Origin of the sequence: Amycolatopsis sp. GM8 (assembly GCF_021653975.1) — a bacterium.
GTDB lineage: Bacteria > Actinomycetota > Actinomycetes > Mycobacteriales > Pseudonocardiaceae > Amycolatopsis_E.
Genome location: NZ_JAJKFK010000004.1, coordinates 1 through 17,935 on the forward strand (window position 1 = coordinate 1; position 17,935 = coordinate 17,935).

The 17,935-nt window shown below is 67.4% G+C and carries 16 protein-coding genes and 1 pseudogene; 14 read left to right on the plus strand and 3 right to left on the minus strand.

Annotated elements, in window-relative coordinates:
- Positions 1-368: pseudogene (locus LOZ83_RS18685) on the plus strand (acetyl-coenzyme A synthetase); the annotation flags it as partial.
- Here the strand turns inward: LOZ83_RS18685 and LOZ83_RS18690 are convergent.
- From LOZ83_RS18690 to LOZ83_RS18700, 3 genes are all read right to left on the minus strand, one after another.
- Positions 331-1,446 carry an FAD-dependent monooxygenase gene (locus LOZ83_RS18690; protein ID WP_236792120.1) on the minus strand — a complete coding sequence of 372 codons (1,116 nt, stop codon included), beginning with the start codon at positions 1,444-1,446 and terminating at the stop codon, positions 331-333. The pseudogene LOZ83_RS18685 and the gene LOZ83_RS18690 overlap by 38 nt on opposite strands.
- A 10-nt stretch (positions 1,447-1,456) precedes the next feature.
- A complete protein-coding gene (locus LOZ83_RS18695) occupies positions 1,457-2,926 on the minus strand; it encodes an MFS transporter (protein ID WP_236792121.1) in 1,470 nt (489 codons plus the stop codon).
- Positions 2,927-3,032: 106 nt separating this feature from the next.
- Positions 3,033-3,698: a GntR family transcriptional regulator gene (locus LOZ83_RS18700; protein ID WP_236792122.1), complete on the minus strand. Its 666-nt coding sequence runs from the start codon at positions 3,696-3,698 to the stop codon at positions 3,033-3,035.
- 168 nt (positions 3,699-3,866) lie between these two features.
- On the opposite strand from LOZ83_RS18700, the gene LOZ83_RS18705 reads away from it, so the two are divergent.
- The 13 genes from LOZ83_RS18705 to LOZ83_RS18765 all read left to right on the plus strand — a co-directional run bounded on the left by LOZ83_RS18705 (position 3,867) and on the right by LOZ83_RS18765 (position 17,913).
- Entirely contained in the window at positions 3,867-5,006 is a 1,140-nt protein-coding gene (locus tag LOZ83_RS18705) for an acyl-CoA dehydrogenase family protein (protein WP_236792123.1), read from the plus strand.
- Positions 5,003-5,998 carry an acyl-CoA dehydrogenase family protein gene (locus tag LOZ83_RS18710; protein ID WP_236792124.1) on the plus strand — a complete coding sequence of 332 codons (996 nt, stop codon included), beginning with the start codon at positions 5,003-5,005 and terminating at the stop codon, positions 5,996-5,998. The genes LOZ83_RS18705 and LOZ83_RS18710 overlap by 4 nt, the downstream gene beginning before the upstream one ends.
- An 11-nt stretch (positions 5,999-6,009) precedes the next feature.
- Positions 6,010-6,759, plus strand: coding sequence for an enoyl-CoA hydratase/isomerase family protein (locus LOZ83_RS18715; RefSeq protein ID WP_236792125.1), 750 nt, complete (start codon positions 6,010-6,012; stop codon positions 6,757-6,759).
- 85 nt (positions 6,760-6,844) lie between these two features.
- Positions 6,845-7,933, plus strand: coding sequence for a YncE family protein (locus LOZ83_RS18720; RefSeq protein WP_236792126.1), 1,089 nt, complete (start codon positions 6,845-6,847; stop codon positions 7,931-7,933).
- Positions 7,934-7,979: 46 nt separating this feature from the next.
- Entirely contained in the window at positions 7,980-8,813 is an 834-nt protein-coding gene (locus tag LOZ83_RS18725; protein ID WP_236792127.1) for a mycofactocin-coupled SDR family oxidoreductase, read from the plus strand.
- Between the two features lie 257 nt (positions 8,814-9,070).
- Positions 9,071-10,102 (plus strand): ABC transporter permease, encoded by a 1,032-nt coding sequence (locus LOZ83_RS18730; RefSeq protein ID WP_236792128.1) that lies wholly within the window; start codon positions 9,071-9,073, stop codon positions 10,100-10,102.
- Between the two features lies 1 nt (position 10,103).
- Positions 10,104-11,624 carry a sugar ABC transporter ATP-binding protein gene (locus tag LOZ83_RS18735; RefSeq protein ID WP_236792129.1) on the plus strand — a complete coding sequence of 507 codons (1,521 nt, stop codon included), beginning with the start codon at positions 10,104-10,106 and terminating at the stop codon, positions 11,622-11,624.
- Positions 11,621-12,583, plus strand: a complete 963-nt coding sequence (locus tag LOZ83_RS18740; protein WP_236792130.1) for a sugar ABC transporter substrate-binding protein — start codon at positions 11,621-11,623, stop codon at positions 12,581-12,583. The genes LOZ83_RS18735 and LOZ83_RS18740 overlap by 4 nt, the downstream gene beginning before the upstream one ends.
- A gap of 191 nt (positions 12,584-12,774) precedes the next feature.
- Positions 12,775-15,180 (plus strand): xanthine dehydrogenase family protein molybdopterin-binding subunit, encoded by a 2,406-nt coding sequence (locus tag LOZ83_RS18745; RefSeq protein ID WP_236792131.1) that lies wholly within the window; start codon positions 12,775-12,777, stop codon positions 15,178-15,180.
- A complete protein-coding gene (locus tag LOZ83_RS18750; protein ID WP_236792132.1) occupies positions 15,177-15,995 on the plus strand; it encodes a xanthine dehydrogenase family protein subunit M in 819 nt (272 codons plus the stop codon). Before LOZ83_RS18745 ends, LOZ83_RS18750 begins: the two co-directional genes overlap by 4 nt.
- The gene (locus LOZ83_RS18755; RefSeq protein ID WP_236792133.1) at positions 15,992-16,507 is read left to right on the plus strand and encodes a (2Fe-2S)-binding protein; all 516 of its coding nucleotides are present in this window, start codon (positions 15,992-15,994) and stop codon (positions 16,505-16,507) included. Before LOZ83_RS18750 ends, LOZ83_RS18755 begins: the two co-directional genes overlap by 4 nt.
- 14 nt (positions 16,508-16,521) lie before the next feature.
- Positions 16,522-17,094: a cupin domain-containing protein gene (locus LOZ83_RS18760; protein ID WP_236792134.1), complete on the plus strand. Its 573-nt coding sequence runs from the start codon at positions 16,522-16,524 to the stop codon at positions 17,092-17,094.
- A gap of 9 nt (positions 17,095-17,103) precedes the next feature.
- On the plus strand, positions 17,104-17,913 hold the full coding sequence (locus tag LOZ83_RS18765; RefSeq protein WP_236792135.1) for an SDR family NAD(P)-dependent oxidoreductase: 810 nt from the start codon (positions 17,104-17,106) through the stop codon (positions 17,911-17,913).
- Positions 17,914-17,935 lie beyond the last annotated feature (22 nt).

The following is a 17,935-nucleotide window of genomic DNA, read 5'->3' on the forward strand; positions in this document are numbered from 1 at the left end:
CCACCGAGGTCGAATCCGCCCTCGTCTCCCACCCCACCGTCGCCGAGGCCGCCGTGGTCGGCGCCACCGACCCGACCACCGGGCAGGGCATCGTCGCGTTCGTCATCCTGCGCGGCAACGCCGCCGACGGCGGTGAACAAGCCGTGCAAGACCTCCGCAACCACGTCGCCAAAGAAATCGGCCCCATCGCCAAACCCCGCCAAATCATGATGGTCGCCGAACTCCCCAAAACCCGCTCCGGCAAAATCATGCGCCGCCTCCTCCGCGACGTCGCCGAAAACCGCCAAATCGGCGACGTCACCACCCTCGCCGACTCCACCGTCATGGACCTCATTGTGCCGCGCCACGGGGCGCGAACGAATGACTGAAACCCTGACCCGAGTGGACGAGTTGCCGAGCCGGGTCCAGGCGCCTTGCCTCGTATCGGCGCAGTGCCTCGGGGATACTGCTGCGATTTCCTTTGCCGTCAAGCGCTTCGGCGAGGGCGAGAGCGTCTTGCGCCGACGCGCTGAAACCGCTGCCCGTCATCGGTGAGGGCAGGTGAGCGGCATCGCCGACAAGGCACACCCGCCCGGAGACGAGTCGCCGCGGCAGGTATTCACCGATCGGCGTGCCGATGACCTCTCGCCGGGAAATACATTCGAGGATGACTTCCCGCCACGGGTTGGGCCAGATTTCCCTGGCCTCGTCCGCGAGTTCGTCGAAAGTCGCGTCAGGAATGTCGGCGGATCGAAGCGAGCGCTGGACGATATCGTCGACCACGGCGCCACATTTGCGTAAAAGGTCGTTGCGGCCGGAGTCGTACCATCCCCAGCCGAGTCGCCGCCTGCCCGGGCTGACCGACCCGTCCGCTCCCGGCAGATAGTAGGCGTTGAGGCAGTAATCCCGTTCGTAGAGGATCGCGAGATCCGATGACCACGGCCGTGACCGGATTTCGCGCTCGTCGATCAGACCCAGCCAGATCACGTAGCCGGAAAAGGTCGCGTCGGGTGCTTCGGGGATGGTGTGGCGCCGCACGACACTCGCGTGGCCGTCGGCACCGACTACGAGGTCCGCGTGATGGGACTCCCCGTCGTCCGTCACGGCCCACGCTGATCGGCGGTCCTGACCCACGTCGGTCACACGGGCCGGCGAACGGTGGGAAATCCTGGGGTCGGCTTCCACGGCCGCGCGAAGGCTGGCGTGCACGTCAGCCCAGGCCTGGGCGCCTGACGGGACGACGGCTGCTCCTCGACCGGGACGCCGGCCTGTCAGGCGCTCCAGCAGCCCGTCGCTCACGGGTAGCGCGGCGCCGGTCCGGACCTTGCGGGTCGAACGCTCCAGCATCGTCACCCGCATCCCGATGCGCGACAGGGTGAGCGCGCTCATCAGGCCGGCCAGTGAGGCACCGACGACGATGGCGGAACCGCGGGTCCCGGGGTGCGATTCGTGCTGGTCTTCTGTCATGGATGACTTCCTAAAGTTGTTGTCCTGAAACGACTTCGGTGTGCTCCCGGGCCGGGCGCAGTGCCCAGGCGGTCAGGATCGCGCCGATGAGCGCGAGCACACCCAGGCCGATGACGACGATGTGCAGCGCGTCGGCGAACGCGTGACCGGTGGGCTCCGGCACGTGCTGGCCCTGCACCGCCGCGACAGCGTCGGCGGTCGAGGTGCGGGCCGCTGTGACCGAGATGAGGACCGCCGCGGTCGCGGCCACCGCGAGTGACTCGCCGGTGATCCGCATCGTGTTGAACATTCCGGCCGCCGCCCCGGCCTTGTCCACGGGGACCGTGCTCAGCGCCGCGTTGTCCATCACCGAGAAGGCGATGCCGACCCCGACGCCGAAGAGCAGGAGCGACAACGCGTTCACCCACGGTGAGGAGCCACGGTCCATCACGATGAGCCCGAAACTGCCCACCGCGATCAGGACCGGACCCGTGACCAGCAAGGTCCGCATCGACCACCGGGACGTCAGCCACCGGGCCGTCAGCGGCACGAGCAGCACCGGGACCTCGATCGGGATCAGCTCGACCGCGGCACGCCACGGGCTCGCGCCGCCGCTCTGCAGGAAGACGGGGAGGAACACGTTCAACGCGGCCAATCCGAACGTCACCGAGAACGGCATGCACATCAGCGCGGTGAACGCGGAACTACGGAACAGGCGGACGTCGAACATCGGGTGGCTGCTGCGGAGTTCGACCAGGACGAACGACCCGAGCAGCACGATCGTCGCCACGAAAGCCAGCAATGTCCACAGGTTCGACCATCCGGCCTCGCCGGCCTGGATGAACCCGAGCGACAGCACGAGCAGCGCGCCGCCGAAGCAGGCCATGCCGGGCAGGTCCGGCCGGGCCGCGGACGGGTCGCTGGACGGCGGTGTGTACCGGGAAGCGACGAAGGCGATGGCGGCTCCGGCGGCGATCACCACGAAGATCGACTGCCAGCCCAGTGGCGCGAGCGCGCCGGCGATGAGCGGCCCGGCAGCCGTGCCGCCACCGAAACTCGCGCCGAGCAACCCGAACACACGAACCCGCTGCGCTCCGGAGGTGGCGTGCGCGAGCACGGCCGAACCGGCGGACACCACGGCACCGGCGGCGAGCCCCTGGATGCCGCGCAGCACGTCGATGAGCACGATGCTGGGCGAGATGGCGATCAGCGCCATCGCCAGGCCGAACGTGGCGATGCCGGCGCGTAACACGAGCCGCCGCCCGAAGCGGTCCGCGAGGCTCCCGGTGGCGAGTACGGTCGCGGCGAAGATCGCGTTGTAGGCGTTCTGCACCCACTGGGTGCCGGCCGCCGAGGCGTTGAGGTCGGCCGCCATGTCGGGCAGCACGATCGCCGGTCCGGTCACGGCGAAAGGCAGGAAGAACGAAGCGAGCAGGACGGCGCCGAGCGACGCTCGGAAGGTGGCCGAAGAGATCGTCGGCGCGGGCGGATCGGAGACCATGTGTCCAGACTGGAAGATCCCGGCGCGGCTATTCAGGGCCGGTAGGTACGGCGGGTCGCGCGACCGGGGCACTCCTGAACCTGGGTACTCGCAAGACCACCCAGGTTCAGACGACCTGCGCGCTGTCGGGAAGCCGGGTGCGCCCCAGCCGGCGCACCACCGTCATCTCGGTCAGGTGGCGGTGCTCGTCGGAGAGCCGGACGAACCGTTCGTGGTCCCGGTCCTCGATCGCCGCGATGAGTCCGGCGTGCTCGCCGTACAGGCTCTCCGCGCGATCATCGACGTAAAAGATGAAGGCACGATAGAAGCCCGACATGTACCAGAGACGATTCACCTCGTCCCGGACCCGCGCGAGCGGTGAGGCTTCGAAGGCCGTGAAGTGGAAGTCCTTGTTGACTCGCTGAAAGCCCAGCGGGTCGGCCAGCGGATCGATCGTCGACAGGTGCTTGTTGAGCTCCTTCATCCGGTCGACGTCGACGAGCGCGAGTTCGGCCGAGCGGATCAACTCGGTCTCGAGGAGGCGCCGCATCAGGTAGATCTCCACGAGATCTTCACTGTTGAACCTGCCGACCGTGAAGCCGGTGTTGGGCCGATGGTCGAGGATGCCCTCGGCGTGCAGTTGCGCCAGCGCCTCACGGAGCGGGATGCGGCTGACACCCAGCGTGTCGGCGAGGTCCTTCTGCAGAACCTTCTGACCGGGCAGCAGTTCTCCGGAGAGCACCATGGACCGGATGCGGGTCAGGCATCGTTCGACGCCACTCTCGACTGCCATGAGCCTCCACCTTGGTTCGGCTTGAGTCAGCTCTCGTGCCGGAGTATATACCGATCTGCATACGCGATCGTGTCATGCGGCGGCCTGGACGGGCAATCTCCTGTGGTATAACTTCTGGCACGCACAAATGTATAATCATTGCGCTGGAAGGCTTGGGAGGAAAGCGAGTTGACAGCCAGGAAGGGCCACATCGCCGAGTTCCCGCCCACGGACCTCTCGCCGGCCGAACTGAGGTTCAAGCAGGAGGTCGCCGATTATCTCGATGAGCGGCTGCCCGTGGGCGGTTACCGCCGGAGCCTCGGGATCGCCGCTCTCGTGGACGCGAAGTTCTCCGCCGATCTGGGGGCGCGCGGGCTGATCGGCATGTACCTGCCGGCCGAGTACGGCGGGTCGGGAAAGACGGCCGTGGACAGGCTCGTCGTCGCAGAGGAGCTACTCGCCAGGGGCGCTCCCGTTGGGTACCACTGGATCGCGGACCGGCAGATGGGTCCCTCGATCCTCGCCAACGGCACCGACGCTCAGCGCGGCGAGTTCCTTCCGCGGATCGCGTCCGGTGAGCTGTCGTTCTCCATCGGCATGAGCGAGCCGGACGCCGGCTCGGACCTCGCCGCGCTGCGGACCAAAGCCGTGCGGGACGGCGACGACTGGGTCGTGTCGGGCAGCAAGATCTGGACGAGCGGTGCCGCCACCGCGACCCATGTCCTCGCGGCCGTGCGGACCGGACCGGGCAAGCGCGACGGAATCACGCAGTTCATCATCGACCTGCACCGGCCCGGCGTTCGGGTCGCACCGATCGAATTCATCGACGGCACCCGGGACTTCTGCGAGGTTCACTTCGACGACATGCGGGTTCCGGACGACTGCCGGCTCGGCGCGGTCGGACAGGGGTGGACCCAGAACACCGGTGAACTCGCGCTGGAGCGCGGCGGCGTCGACCGGTGGATGTCGCTGATGCCGCTGCTGGACGAGTGGTCCGGCCGCTGCGATCGCTCGGACCGCGCTGCCATGGAGTACCTGTCCGCCGTGTGCTGGGGTCTGCGTGGACTGTCGCTGTCGATCGCCCGCCAGGTGGACAGCGGCCATTCGCCGGTCGTGGAGGCGGCGCTGGTCAAGGAACTCGGCACCACCTTCGAACAGGAATGCCTCCGGTTCCTGAGCGACGCGTTCGGCGGCACACCGAAACCCGATGCCGCCGACGAGTACGAGGCACTGCTGGCCAAGGCGCTGCTGATCGCACCGTCGTGGACCATCCGCGGGGGCACGAACGAAGTACTGCGCACGATCGTCGCGAAGGACATCCGGTCATGAGCGAAACGACCATCTCGACCGGCGACCCCGAATTGGTGGCCCTCGTCCGGACGCTGAACCAGGACCTGGCCGAAGAGAACTCGCCGTTCAACAGCGAGCTGTGGTCGGCCATGTCCGACGCCGAACTCCAGTTGATCGGGATCCCGGAAGACGACGGTGGTCCCGGCGGCACGCTGTCCGACCTGGTGGCCACCGTGTTCGAGTGCGCCCGAGCCGCCGCGGCCATCCCCCTGGTGGAGAACTGGCTGGCGCAGTACCTGCGGGCGAAGGCTGGGCTCGGTATCCGGCCCGGGGTGTCGATCTGTGTCGGGCCCGCGGAGCTCGGGCGAACCGCGCTGTCGATCGATGGGCTCACCTGGGCGCCGCACGCCGACGAGCTCCTCGTGATCGAGGGGAGTGAGCAGGCTTCCGCCGTGAGGCCGGTGACGTCCTGGATCGCGGACGCGACCACGCGATACGACCTGGCCGGACAGCCCGCCCAGGACGTCGAGATCCCGCTCGAAGGTCTGGGGGAGCCGGGACCGGTCGCGCACGGCGAGTTCGTCACGGTGACCAACCTGCTGCGCGCGGCTCAGCTCGGCGGTGCGATCCGCGGCTGCTTCGACCTGACTCGGGGTTATGCGGCCGAGCGCCACCAGTTCGGTGTCCGGATCGATTCGTTCCCCGCGGTGCAGCAACACCTGATCCAGCTCGCGCAGGCGGCCGCCATCACCCGCGTGTCGGTGTTCCGCGCCGCCGCGGCGACGGAGGCCACCCAGGCGGCCAGGGCGGCTCGTCTCGTGAGCAACGAGTTCGCCCGCGTCGCGATCCGGTGCGCGCATCAGGTGCACGGCGCGATCGGCATGACCCGCGAGTACCACCTGGCGAGCCTGACCCAGCGACTGCACTGGTGGCGGCAGGCCGACGCGCACCTCGCAGCGAAACCACACGAAGGGCAGACGATGTTCATCGACGACGTATGGCTCGACACGGCCGAGGCGGCGCAGCGGTGAACCAGGTGACCATGACCCGGGTTGACCACGTGGCGGTGGTCGAGTTCGCCGGCGGGCCGGGCAACTACTTCACCGTCGAACTGCTGAACCACATCGCGGACCGCCTGGAGCAGGCCGCCGACGAGGGGGCACGGGCGGCGGTGCTGACTTCGCCGGGGCGGCATTTCTGCGCCGGCGCCGACTTCTCGTCGATCGGGTCTTCGGTCGAAGAACGAGGCGAGGTGGCTGACCGTACCTACGCCGCGGGAGCCCGGATCTTCAAGCAGCCGCTGCCCGTGGTGGCCGCTGTCCAGGGTGCCGCGATCGGGGGTGGGCTCGGCCTCGCATGCGCGGCCGATTTCCGGGTCGTCACCCCGGAAACGCGGCTGGAGGCGAACTTCACCCGCCTCGGCTTTCATCCCGGTTTCGGGCTGAGCGTCGTGTTGCCTCGCCTCGTCGGCCCGCAGAAAGCCTTGATGCTGCTGATGGAGGGGCGGCGGGTCGACGGCCGGGAGGCTGTGGGCCTCGGCCTGGCCGACCAGCTCGCCGACGCGGACGGGCTCATCGACGCCGCGATCGACCTCGCCGTGCGACTCGCCGCCCGCGCACCGCTCGCCGTCCAGGCCGTGCGCGCGACGCTCAGGCGCGATTTGATCCGCGACGTCGAGCAGGCGATGACGTGGGAAGCCGCCGAGCAGCGACGCCTGTGGGCCACGGAGGACGCGAACATCGGGCTCGAGGCCGCGCGGCGCCGGGAAACACCGAACTTCGCCGGGCGCTGAGCATTGACAGCGTCGTGTGCGTTTATGTATACAATGCTTGGTGTGTGCGGCGCCACATCTGATAGCTCGCGACAGGGAGGGCATCATGACCGCAACCGGGTCAGCCGGGAAGCTCCTGGTTTCCAGTTCCACGGCGAAGAATCTGGACTTCTTCGATCTCCGGACCGGTGAAAAGCTCGATACGATCACCGATCTGATCGCGGAGCCGCACGAAATGGCCTACGACGCCCGGCGGCGGCGCGCGTACATCGCGCACACCTATCGCGAGGGTGTCTACGACCAGGATGTGCCCAAGGGCCACGAGATCACCGTCGTGGACGTCGATACCCACCGGGTGGAAAAGGTCATCGACGCCGCGCCCTACTACGCTCCGCACGATGTCGAATACGACCCCGAGCTCGATCTGATCCTCACCGGAATCGAGGATTTCGAAGGCAGGCGCGGGGTGGTGCTGATCGACGCCGAGTCGCACGAAATCGTCGGCAATGTTCCCACCGAAGCCCGGAACTGCCATTGGCTCGCACTGGTTCCGGGACGGAAGGTGTTCGTGACGCACAAGGAGGCGCCGATCATCTCCGTCGTCGATCTCGTCAATCGCAGGCTCGAAGCATCGATCGAGGTGCCGGGTGGCGCGGAGGAGATCGACGCCTCGCCGGACGGTGACTTCGTGTACGCGGTCACGCCGCGCATGAAGGTGGACGTCGACCTCGGCGGAAGCGGGCATTTCTTCCGTCCGCGGCGCGATCCGTCGGATCCGGTGCCACGCCTGGTCAAGATCGACGTCGAGACGAACCAGATCGTCGGCGAGATCGAAATGGACGATTATCAGATCGGCCTGCGAGCCGGCCACGACGGAATGCTCTACGCGAGTTGCATGAACAACATGGAGCGGCCCGGAGCCAGCGTCGACCTGAAGACGTTGCCGCGCAACGACGGCAAGCTCAACATCGTCACCACGAAGGACATGTCCCTGGTGGGCTCGGTTCTCGTGGACGCGCTGCCGATGACGATCCGGGTGACTCCGGACAATTCCACGGCGTGGGTGGCGAGTCTCGCCACCGGGCGCGTGACGGTGGTCGATGTGCGGACGCGGCAACGCATCGATGATCTCGACAACAACGCGGGCGGGGCCTATGGCGGCACGCACGGGATGATCCTGTTGCCTCCGTCCTGACCGGCGACCCGCCCACTGATCAACCACGAGAAGAAGGAGCACACCGATGGGCCGCTTGGACGGCAAGGTGGCACTCGTAACGGGTGCGGCGCGCGGGCAGGGACGCGCCATCGCGGTGCGGTTCGCGCAAGAAGGTGCCGCCGTGGTCGCGCTGGACGCCTGCACGACGTACGCCCACATCGACTACCCGTTGCCCACCCCGGAAGACCTGGACGAGACGGCCGCGCTCGTCAAGGACGTGGGGGGACGGATCGAGACGGTTCTCGCCGACGTACGCGATGCCGACGCCGTGCAGTCCGCAGTCGATGTCGCGAAGGAGGCGTTCGGCGGCCTCACGACCGTGTGCGCGAACGCGGGCATCGGTGGCGAGCGCGGAAAGATGTGGGACACCCACGAGGACGTGTGGCGGACCGTCCTCGACGTGAACCTGCTGGGCGTGTGGAAGACGGTGCGGGCCGCCGTCCCCGCGCTGATCGAGTCCGGCGGGGGCTCGGTCGTGCTCACGAGCTCGCTTGCCGGGATCCAGGGGATCCGGCACACGTCCGCCTATGTGGCGGCCAAGCACGGTGTCGTCGGGATGATGCGCGCACTCGCGAACGAAGCGGGCGAATTCAACATCCGGGCCAACGCCATCCTGCCCGGCAACACGAACACGCCACTGCTCAACAACAAGGCCACCTGGCGGCTCTTCCGGCCCGACCTCCCGGACCCCTCGGTGGAGGACGTGAAGGAGACGATGCGGGGACTGGCACTTCTGCCCACCCCGTGGGTCGAAGCCGAGGACATCGCCAATACCGCGCTGTGGCTGGCCAGTGACGAGTCGCGTTTCGTCACCGGAGTCTTCATTCCCGTGGACGCGGGCTGGCACGTGCGAACCTGACCGCCCTGCGATAGAGGTGATCGCCCACGCCCCGCCGGGACAGCCGGCGAGGGCGTGGTCGTCGTTCCGGTCCACGAAGGAGCCGGCGAAGAGTGCTTCGCCGGCTCTTTCTGTTGCCGAGCAAAACCGCTCTTGACGTGACTGTAGTCACCTCCTACGTTATGCACATCATCACACAGAAAAATATGCAATCTGGGTGAGAGATGGCAGGGCGCCGGCGTGGCGGCCTGACCCGGGAACTCAAGGAGGAGTTGACCGTGAGCGAGGTGCGAGATCGCGCGATCGAAATCGGCGGGAGTGGCGAGAGCGGCCACCCGGGCAAGGCGTCCGTCGCGGCCTCCGTGCGGGCGAGGATCGGTGCCCTCCCGCCCTGGGCCGGCATCGTCACGGCCACCGTCATCCTGGTGATCGCGCTCTCCGCCTCGGAGCCGCTCTTCCTGACCTCGCGCAATCTGGAATCGGTGCTGACCGGGATGTCGCCGGTCCTGGTCATGGCGGCGGGCACCACGATGCTCATCACGCTCGGCTATGTGGACCTGTCCATCGGCTCCCTGATGGCCCTGTCGATGGTCCTGCTCGCCGGCATTTCGGGGCTCGGCTTACCCGGGATCGTCGTGGTGCTCGCGGTGATCGCGTTCGCCGGAGCGGCGTCAGGGCTGACGGCCGGGTTCCTGGTGGGCAAGGTTGGACTGTCCTTTTTCGTCGTGACACTGGGTTTGCTGACCATCTTCCGGTCGGCCGCCCAGATCCCGACGAAGGGCATCCCGCAGCCCCTGCGGGGTTCCGGTGCGGCGGTCGTGAACTGGATGAGCAACGCGACCCCGGGCGGCATCCCGGCCGCCTTCGCCATCGCGTTCGTCGTCGTCCTGCTCGCCGCCCTTCTCATGTCTCGCACGGAGTTCGGCAATGCGGTACGGGCAATCGGCGGGAACGCGGTCGCGGCCCGGCTGGCGGGCATTCCGGTCGGCCGGGTGAAGCTCCTGGTCTTCGCCCTGAGCGGGCTCACCGTCGGCATCGCCGCGATCCTCTTCGCGGGGCGCGGCGCGTCGGCGGACCCTAATGCCGGCGTCGGCTTCGAGTTGTCCGTCATCGCGGGAGTGCTGCTCGGCGGCTCTTCTTTTCAAGGCGGCAGCGGCACGTTCACCGGCAGCCTGTTCGGCGTCGCCTTCGTGGCGTTCGTCCAGAACGGCTTGGACCTCAACGGCGTGGAACCGTTCTGGCAGGGAGTTGTGACCGGTGTGGTGCTGATCGCGGCGGTCGGGCTCGAGCTGCTCAGGAAGCGGGCCTGACATGCTCGATCTCGAAGCCATCGACAAGAACTTCAGCGGTGTCCGGGCACTGCGCGGGGTCTCACTTCGGGTGGAACCCGGGGAAATCCGGGCCCTTCTCGGGGAGAACGGATCGGGTAAGAGCACGCTGGTCCGGATCCTCGCCGGTGAGGTCGCGCAGGACCACGGCAGCGTCCTCGTCAACGACGTGGTCCTGCCGCCACGGGACGTGCCCAGCCGCAAGGTGGCGTCCGTCGGTGTTGTCGGGCAGACCGCGGAGGTCTGCGCGGAGATGACGGTCGCCGACAACATGTTCCTGTCCGACCGGCGGCGCGCCGGCCTGCGGGGTCTGAAGTCCAGGCGGGCGGCCGCACGCGCCCAGAAGATCCTCGACGAGTGGGGGATCGAGCTGGACGCCTGTGCGCGGGTCGGTGATCTTTCGCAGGATCAACAGCACCTTGTGGAGGTGGCGCGGGTCATCGCACAGGACGCGAAGATCGTCGCGTTCGACGAGACGACCGCGTCCCTGACCGAGGACCACGTGCGGCGCCTGTTCACGATCATTCGGCGGATGGGCGAGCGGGGTGCCGCGATTCTGTTCGTGACCCACCGTCTGGTCGAGGTGTTCGAACTGTGCGACAGCGCCACGGTCCTGCGCGACGGCGAGCATGTGGAGACCGCGCCGGTCTCGTCCCTGGACACCGATCGCATCGTGCGGCTGATGGTGGGGCGGAGCATTCGCGACCAGTTCTTCCGGCCCGCCGCCGAACAGGGTTCGGTGATGCTCACCGTCGACGGTGTCATCGAGACGGCGAAGGGCGAGTCGTACCAGCTGCGGGTTCGCGCCGGTGAGGTTCTCGGTGTCGCCGGTCTGGTCGGCAGTGGACGGAGCAACCTGCTCGAAAGTATCTACGGGCTGCGGCGCCGGCAGGGAACGGTGACGTGTGGCGACCGCCGGGTGCGCATTGGCAGCCCGGCCGCGGCCATGGACGCCGGCATCGGATTGGTTCCCGAGGATCGCCGGCGCCAGGGCCTGGCGGTGGGTCAATCGGTGCGGCAGAACGCCAGTCTCCTCGACCCCGCGCGGCGCGGGCTCGCGCACGTGACGTCGTACGCCCGTGGCGAGCGGCATGTGACGACGATGCGTGAGCGGGTTCGCCTCAAGGCCCCCAATGCGCGGAACGCGGCGGGCACCCTGTCCGGCGGAAACCAGCAGAAGATCGTCCTGGGCCGCTTGCTGGAGGCGGCGCCCGGTGTGCTGCTTCTCGACGAGCCGACCCGCGGCATCGACGTCGGCGCGAAGCGGGAGATCTACGACCTGATCCACCAGCTGGCCGAACGAGGAACCGCCATTGTCCTCGTCGCCTCCGAGTTGCCGGAGCTGCTGGGTCTGAGCGACCGGATCGTCGCGCTGCACTCGGGTCGCGTGGTGGAGGAATTCCCGCGGGGCGTCGACGCCGTGGCCATCGGGCGGGCCATCACCGGAATTGGTCAGGTCGTCACCGACGCCGACCGAAATCCATTTTCGAGAGGAATGAAATGACTGGAAAACGGCATTATCTCGGCTATGCCGCATTGTCGGCCGCGCTGGTGGCCGCCCTTGCCGGGTGTGGATCGGGCGACGCGGCGAGTGGTGCGAACACGATCGCCTATCTGCAGCCGTTCGGGGCCGACCCGGCCGTGCAGTCGGTGACCTTCGGCGTGCAGTGCGCCGCCAAGCAGCATGGCGACAAGGTGCTCCTGTACGACGCCGCGCTCGATCAGAACAAGCAGATCAACCAGTTCAACACCGCGATGACCCAGGGTGCGACCGGGATCATCTCGCACACGGTGAACCAGGCGGCGATGTATCCCTCCTACGCGCGGGCGCACGACCAGAAGGTCCCCGTCGTCGACTTCGTGGGCGCCGACCACAACCCACCCAACGCGACCTATGTGGGTGAAGACCCGGCGGCTGTCGCCCAGGTGACGGTGGACGCGATCCTCAAGGCCATCCCCTCCGGCGCGAAGGCCGTCATGATCGGCGGGCCGCCCTCGGCGTCCGGTGTGACGCCGCGGCAGGACGCCTTCAAGGTGGCGGCCGAAAAGGCCGGGATCACGATTCTCGGCAAGGAAGACAGTCTCACCCTGACGCCGGACGACATCCAGAAGAAGGCATCCAGCCTGCTGCTGCAATACCCCACCGCGAACGTCATCTGGGGTATCACCGCGAATACCGCGGCAGTCGCGGGACAGCTGGCGAAGCAGCAAGGCATCCCGGTCGGAAACGGTGTGGTCAGTGTCGGCGCCGGCGCCACTGTGGACGTGGCCGACAAGGTCCGTGACGGCGCACTGACCATCATGGTCGACACCATGGGCTACGAGTGGGGTCAGGCGATGGTCGGGCTGCTGAACGACGCGATCGCCGGCAAGCAGATCAGCAATCCCGCGTTCAACTACCAGCCGTACACGAAGGACAACATCAGCACGTGGCTCGATCCCGCGAAACGGTGCGCATCCTGATCGCTTCGGGAACCACCCGGCACTCGGGTGGTTCCCGAAGCCTTGTGAGGCATAGTGAAGTGTGTACAATTACGCATACGTAATGCTTCCGGTGCACTGAACCCGGTTTCCTGCCGTCTAGCATGGATGCCGGTGCGACCTGGCGATCAAGGGAGACCACCGAGGTGGATGTGTTGCAATCCTCGAATAGCGTGACTCGCGTCGACGGCACCGCCGAATCAGGCCGCCACGAGGATCAGCCCCGCCGGCAGCACGGAGACCGGATCCTGACGGGCCGGGAGCAGTACCTCGACGACATCAGCGTCCCCGGCATGCTCCACGCGGCCCTGGCGCGCAGCCCGCACCCGCATGCGCGGATCGTTTCCATCGACGCCACCGCCGCTGAGGCGATTCCCGGCGTCGAGGTGGTCCTCACCGGGGAGCGCGCCGCCGGGATGGCCAAACCGGTACCGCATTTCATGGACCCCGGCTTGGCGGGCGGCCTCAATACCGCGGACTTCGGGGTGCTCGCCGTGGGCAAGGTCCGCTGGGTGGGAGAACCGGTGGCAGCGGTCGTCGCCGACTCACTGGCGACCGCGGAGGCGGCGGTGACCGCGATCGCGGTGGAGTACGAGATTCTGCCCGCCGTCTTCGAAGCCGAGGACGCGATGCGGGCGGAGGCTCCCCGGCTTTTCGAGCACTGGCCGGACAACGTCATCGGTCACCTTCCCAATACCGAGGGCGACGCGGACGCCAAGATCAGGGACGCCGAGTACCGTGCCTCGGCGCGTATCACGTCCGGACGGCATCAGCCGGTGCCCATGGAGACCAGGGGCTATGTCGGATCGTGGGTGACACCGGACCGGATCGAACTCTGGGCCGCCACCCAGAATCCCCATGTGCTGCGGACGCGGCTGGCGGACATGCTGGGGCTGTCCGAAGAACGGATCCGGGTCATCGCCCCGCGAATGGGCGGATCCTTCGGATACAAGTTCGTCGGCTTCCCCGAAGAGGTCCTGGTGTGCCTGCTGAGCCGGCTCACCGGGGCACCGGTGAAATGGATCGAAACGCGCGCCGACGAACTGCTGGCCGGCGGCCGCGAGTTCACCCACGACGTCGAGTTCGGTTTCAACGCCGACGGGGTTCTCGAAGGATTCAAGGTACGCAGCGTCGGAAACGTCGGATGCCTCGCGTCATGGAGCGGGTGGGGAATGGCCGCGCAAGGCTGCTTCACCTACCCGGGTGTCTACAAATGCGCCGACTACGCGGTCGAGGTCATTCCCGTCGTGACGAACAAGGCGCCGTGGTCCGGGTTTCGCGCCTACGGCAAGGAACAGGCGAACCTCGTGCTCGACCGGATCATGGACCTGATCAGCACGAAGCTCGGCATCGACCCCGCGACGGTCCGGTTCCGGAACTTCCAGTCCTCCGAGGGGATGCCGGGCTGGGTCCACAACAAGCACATCGACTCGGCGAACTACGCCGGGGCACTCACGAAGTTGCTCCAGTTCGCCGACTACGACGGGTTGCGCCGGCGGCAGGCCGAGGCCAGGAAGCAGGGCAGGCTGCTCGGCGTCGGATTGGGCTACGAACTCACCCCCGAGGGCGGCGAGATGTTCGACAGCCTGACCCGGGGCCACGACAGTGCCACGGTCCGGGTGCATCCCTCCGGCACCGTCACCGTCGCCACCGGCATCACCAGTCCGGGAACCGGCAACGACACCACCATCGCGTTCGTCGTGGCGCGCGAGTTCGGGATCGACCTGGACCGTATCGACACCATCCAGGGGGACACCGACCGCGCCCCGTACGGCTTCGGCATCATGGGCGGCCGGGCCGCCATGGCCGGCACAGCCGCCGCGGCCGACGCCGCCCGGGAAATCCGCCGGCACATGATCACGTTCACCGCGGCGGAATGGGGATGTGCCCCCGAGCAGATCGTGTTCGGCGGGGGCTCGGTCCGGGCCACCCACGACGAGTCGAAGTCGATGTCCTTCGAGGAGCTGGCCTCGTCGATCTACCGGCGCGGCTCGAACGGTTCGAGTCAGAGCGGCATCACACACGCCGACCTCGAAGCGACGAAGGTCGCCGGTCCGGACAACTTCCACCACGAACCGGACGAGCAGGGACGGATCAACTTCTATGCCTCCTATCCCTATTGCGCGGCCGTCGTCGTGGTGGAGGTGGACGGCGAGACCGGTGTCGTGACGGTCCAGGAGTGTTCGGCCGTTGACGACTGCGGTGCGGTCCTGAACAGCAACTTCGTCGACAGCCAGCTCTACGGCGCGCTGGCGCAGGGGATAGGCGGAACTCTCTGGGAGGACCTGCCTTATGACGAGACCGGCATTTCACAGGCACAAAGCCTGAAGGAGTACCTGCTGCCGCGAGCCAGTGACCTGCCGGCTTTCCGGGTGGCGCATCAGGAGACGCCGAGTCCCTTCACCAGGTTCGGGACGAAGGGGGCCGGTGACAGTGGCATCGGGTCGGGGATGGCTGCGGTGCTCAACGCGGTCAACGACGCCATCGCCCCACTCGGCGCGCAGATCCATCACCTGCCATTGAGCCCCCCGAGAATCCTGAACGCCATCAAGGCGGCGGGGGAGATGACGCACCCGTGATCCGCACACGCATGCGGTATCACCGGCCGCGGAGTCTTGAAGAGGCCAGCCAGGTGCTCCTCGAACACCACGGCAACGCTGCCGTCGTCGGCGGCGGAACGTTCCTGCTCCCGCGGATGACCCGTCATCTGCTGGAGTATGAGCACGTGGTGGATCTCAAGGATCTGGGGCTACGGCAGATCACGAGCACCGACGGCGAGATCGAGATCGGGGCCAGTGTCAGCTACGTCGATGTGCTGGAATCGGATCTGCTGCGGTCGAACCTGGCCCTGCTGCCGAGAATGGCCCGTGGCATCACCGGCGGCCGGCAGATCACCCAGCAGGGCACCCTGGTCGGTGCCGTGTGTTTCCATTTCCCCACGACGGATGCGCCGGGTGCTGTGTTCGCCCTCGACGCCATGGTCGACATCCACGGTCCTGACGGTCGTCGTTCTGTCCCGATCTCGGATTTCCTGATCGACGCTTTCGTCGTGGATCTGCGGCCCGGGGAGTTCGTTTCGTCGATGCGGTTCGCGCCACAACCGTCCGGTGGTTACTGCAAAGTCAAGCACAGCACCGGATCCTGGCCGATCGTCACCGCCAGCGCCGTTCCCGGACCGGGCGGGAGCGTTCGGATCACCCTGGGTGCCGTCGAGTCCCTGCCGGTGGTGGTGACGGTCGAGGACCCGCTCGACCGGACGGAGCTGAAGCACCGAGTGGACAGCGCCATCACCGCACCGTGGTCCGATGTTCTCGCGCCCGGCAGCTACCGCGCCGACATCGCGGCGGCCGTCGCGCGCCGGGCGGTCGAAGACCTCATGGGAGTACCGAAATGACGACAACAGAGCCCGACGACGAGGTCCCGACGCGCACGATCAGGCTCCGGGTGAACGGCCGCCAGCGCCGGGTCACGATCGAAGACCGCCAATTGCTCGTCGACGTGCTTCGCCATGAGTTGCATCTGACCGGTACGCATGCCGGTTGCTACAACGGCGACTGCGCGGCCTGCACCGTGCGCGTCGACGGCCGGATCGCCAAGTCGTGCCTGCTGCTGGCGGCCAGTGTGGACGGTTGCGAGCTGCGGACGATCGAAGGCATCTCGCCGGAAGGCGAGCTGGGGGACATTCAGCAGGCCTTCTGGGACTCGGACGCGTTCCAGTGCGGATTCTGCATCGCGGGGCATCTCTTCGCGATCGAGGATCTGCTCGAGTCCAACCCCGAGCCGTCCGACTCCGACGTCCGCCAGGCACTGACGGGAAACCTCTGCCGGTGCACGGGTTACACGAACATCGTCAAGGCGGCGCAACTGGCCGCACAGCGCCGCCGTGACGCGGTCGAGCACACATGAGAAAGGACGCTCCAGTGAGCAGCACCCCAACGGAAGGCCGAGGTCTCAAGCCGGTTCGGCGGGTCGTCACCGGTCTCGACGCCGAGGGCCGGTCGACCGTGGTGAGCGACGAGATCTGCCCCTTCAGCTTCGCGTTCCCCGGCATCCCGGACTACGGGGCGACGGATATCTGGCGGACGCCGGTGCCCGCCGACAACTCGGACCCGGCCGAGCCGTGCTACACGCCGTTCGAAGTCGAGCCCGCCGCGGGCGGGCTGGTCTTCCGGGTCTCGCAGTTCCCGCCGGACGAATTGTTCGTCGCGGACTTCGACCGGGAGGCCGCGTGGGGTGCCATGCCGGGGACCAAGCATGTAGCCGAGGGCGCCACGTTCGGGAACGGCACGATGCACGTCACGACGACCGTCGACTGCGCGGTCATCATCTCCGGCGAGATCTATGCGCAGCTCGAAGACGGCGAGGTCAAGCTGAGTGCGGGGGACACGCTGGTGCAGCGTGGCACCGTCCACGGGTGGAGCAACCGCAGCTCCGAGAACTGCGTCATCGTGTTCGTGCTCATCGACGCCGGGCTCGCGGCCCGCCAAGGCTGAGGTCGATCGATGACGACTTTGAGCGTTCCCGTACTGCCCGTGAGCTACGAGGGCAAAGTGGTGCTCGTGACGGGCGCCTCTCGGGGGATAGGACGCGTGCTGGCCAAGGGATTCGCGGCCTCCGGCGCCAAGACGGTGTTCGTGGCCCGTCGCGAACCGGAGCTCCGCAGCCTGGAGAAGGAGATCGCCGATGCGGGGCAGGACGGTCGCGGCCTGGTCGCGGATCTCGCCCATCCGGCCGGCGTCGAGGCGATGCTCGAGGCGGTGCGCAAGGAGTACGGGGATGTCGACGTCTTGATCAACAATGCCGGCATCGCCGGCCCCATGGCGCCGATCGAGGAGACCTCGCTCGAAGGCTGGGAAGAGACGCTGGCCGTCAATCTCACCAGCGTCTTCCTGGCGATTCGAGGCGTCGTGCCATCGATGAAGAGCAGGGGTGGCGGTTCGATCCTCAATATCGGCTCCATCAACGGCAAAACCCCGTTCGCCAACCGGTCCTCGTACGCGTCGAGCAAGATGGGCATGATCGGGCTGACCCGGACACTGGCGCTGGAACTCGGGCCGAGCGGCATCCGCGTCAACTGCATCCTGCCCGCCAACGTCGCCGGGGAACGGGTCGACGAGATCCTTGCCGCGCAAGCGAAGGCAAAGGGCGTCACGGTCGACGAGGCCCGGGAGCAGGTCCTCGCGCTCTCACCGCTGCGCACCCAGGTCGCGCCCGAGAGCATCCTGAACACGGCGCTGTTCCTCGCTTCCGACTACGCGCAACACATGACTGGACAGGACATCAATGTCACCGCCGGCATGCTCATGTCCTGAGACGCCGGCCGGCGACGTGAGG

Coding starts and splice junctions, on each gene's coding strand:
- LOZ83_RS18725 (WP_236792127.1), top strand. CDS start 7,980: ATGGGCCGCTTGGACGGCAAGGTGGCACTCGTAACGGGTGCGGCGCGC.
- LOZ83_RS18715 (WP_236792125.1), top strand. CDS start 6,010: ATGACCCGGGTTGACCACGTGGCGGTGGTCGAGTTCGCCGGCGGGCCG.
- LOZ83_RS18700 (WP_236792122.1), bottom strand. CDS start 3,698: ATGGCAGTCGAGAGTGGCGTCGAACGATGCCTGACCCGCATCCGGTCC.
- LOZ83_RS18710 (WP_236792124.1), top strand. CDS start 5,003: ATGAGCGAAACGACCATCTCGACCGGCGACCCCGAATTGGTGGCCCTC.
- LOZ83_RS18755 (WP_236792133.1), top strand. CDS start 15,992: ATGACGACAACAGAGCCCGACGACGAGGTCCCGACGCGCACGATCAGG.
- LOZ83_RS18765 (WP_236792135.1), top strand. CDS start 17,104: ATGACGACTTTGAGCGTTCCCGTACTGCCCGTGAGCTACGAGGGCAAA.
- LOZ83_RS18740 (WP_236792130.1), top strand. CDS start 11,621: ATGACTGGAAAACGGCATTATCTCGGCTATGCCGCATTGTCGGCCGCG.
- LOZ83_RS18735 (WP_236792129.1), top strand. CDS start 10,104: ATGCTCGATCTCGAAGCCATCGACAAGAACTTCAGCGGTGTCCGGGCA.
- LOZ83_RS18695 (WP_236792121.1), bottom strand. CDS start 2,926: ATGGTCTCCGATCCGCCCGCGCCGACGATCTCTTCGGCCACCTTCCGA.
- LOZ83_RS18720 (WP_236792126.1), top strand. CDS start 6,845: ATGACCGCAACCGGGTCAGCCGGGAAGCTCCTGGTTTCCAGTTCCACG.
- LOZ83_RS18690 (WP_236792120.1), bottom strand. CDS start 1,446: ATGACAGAAGACCAGCACGAATCGCACCCCGGGACCCGCGGTTCCGCC.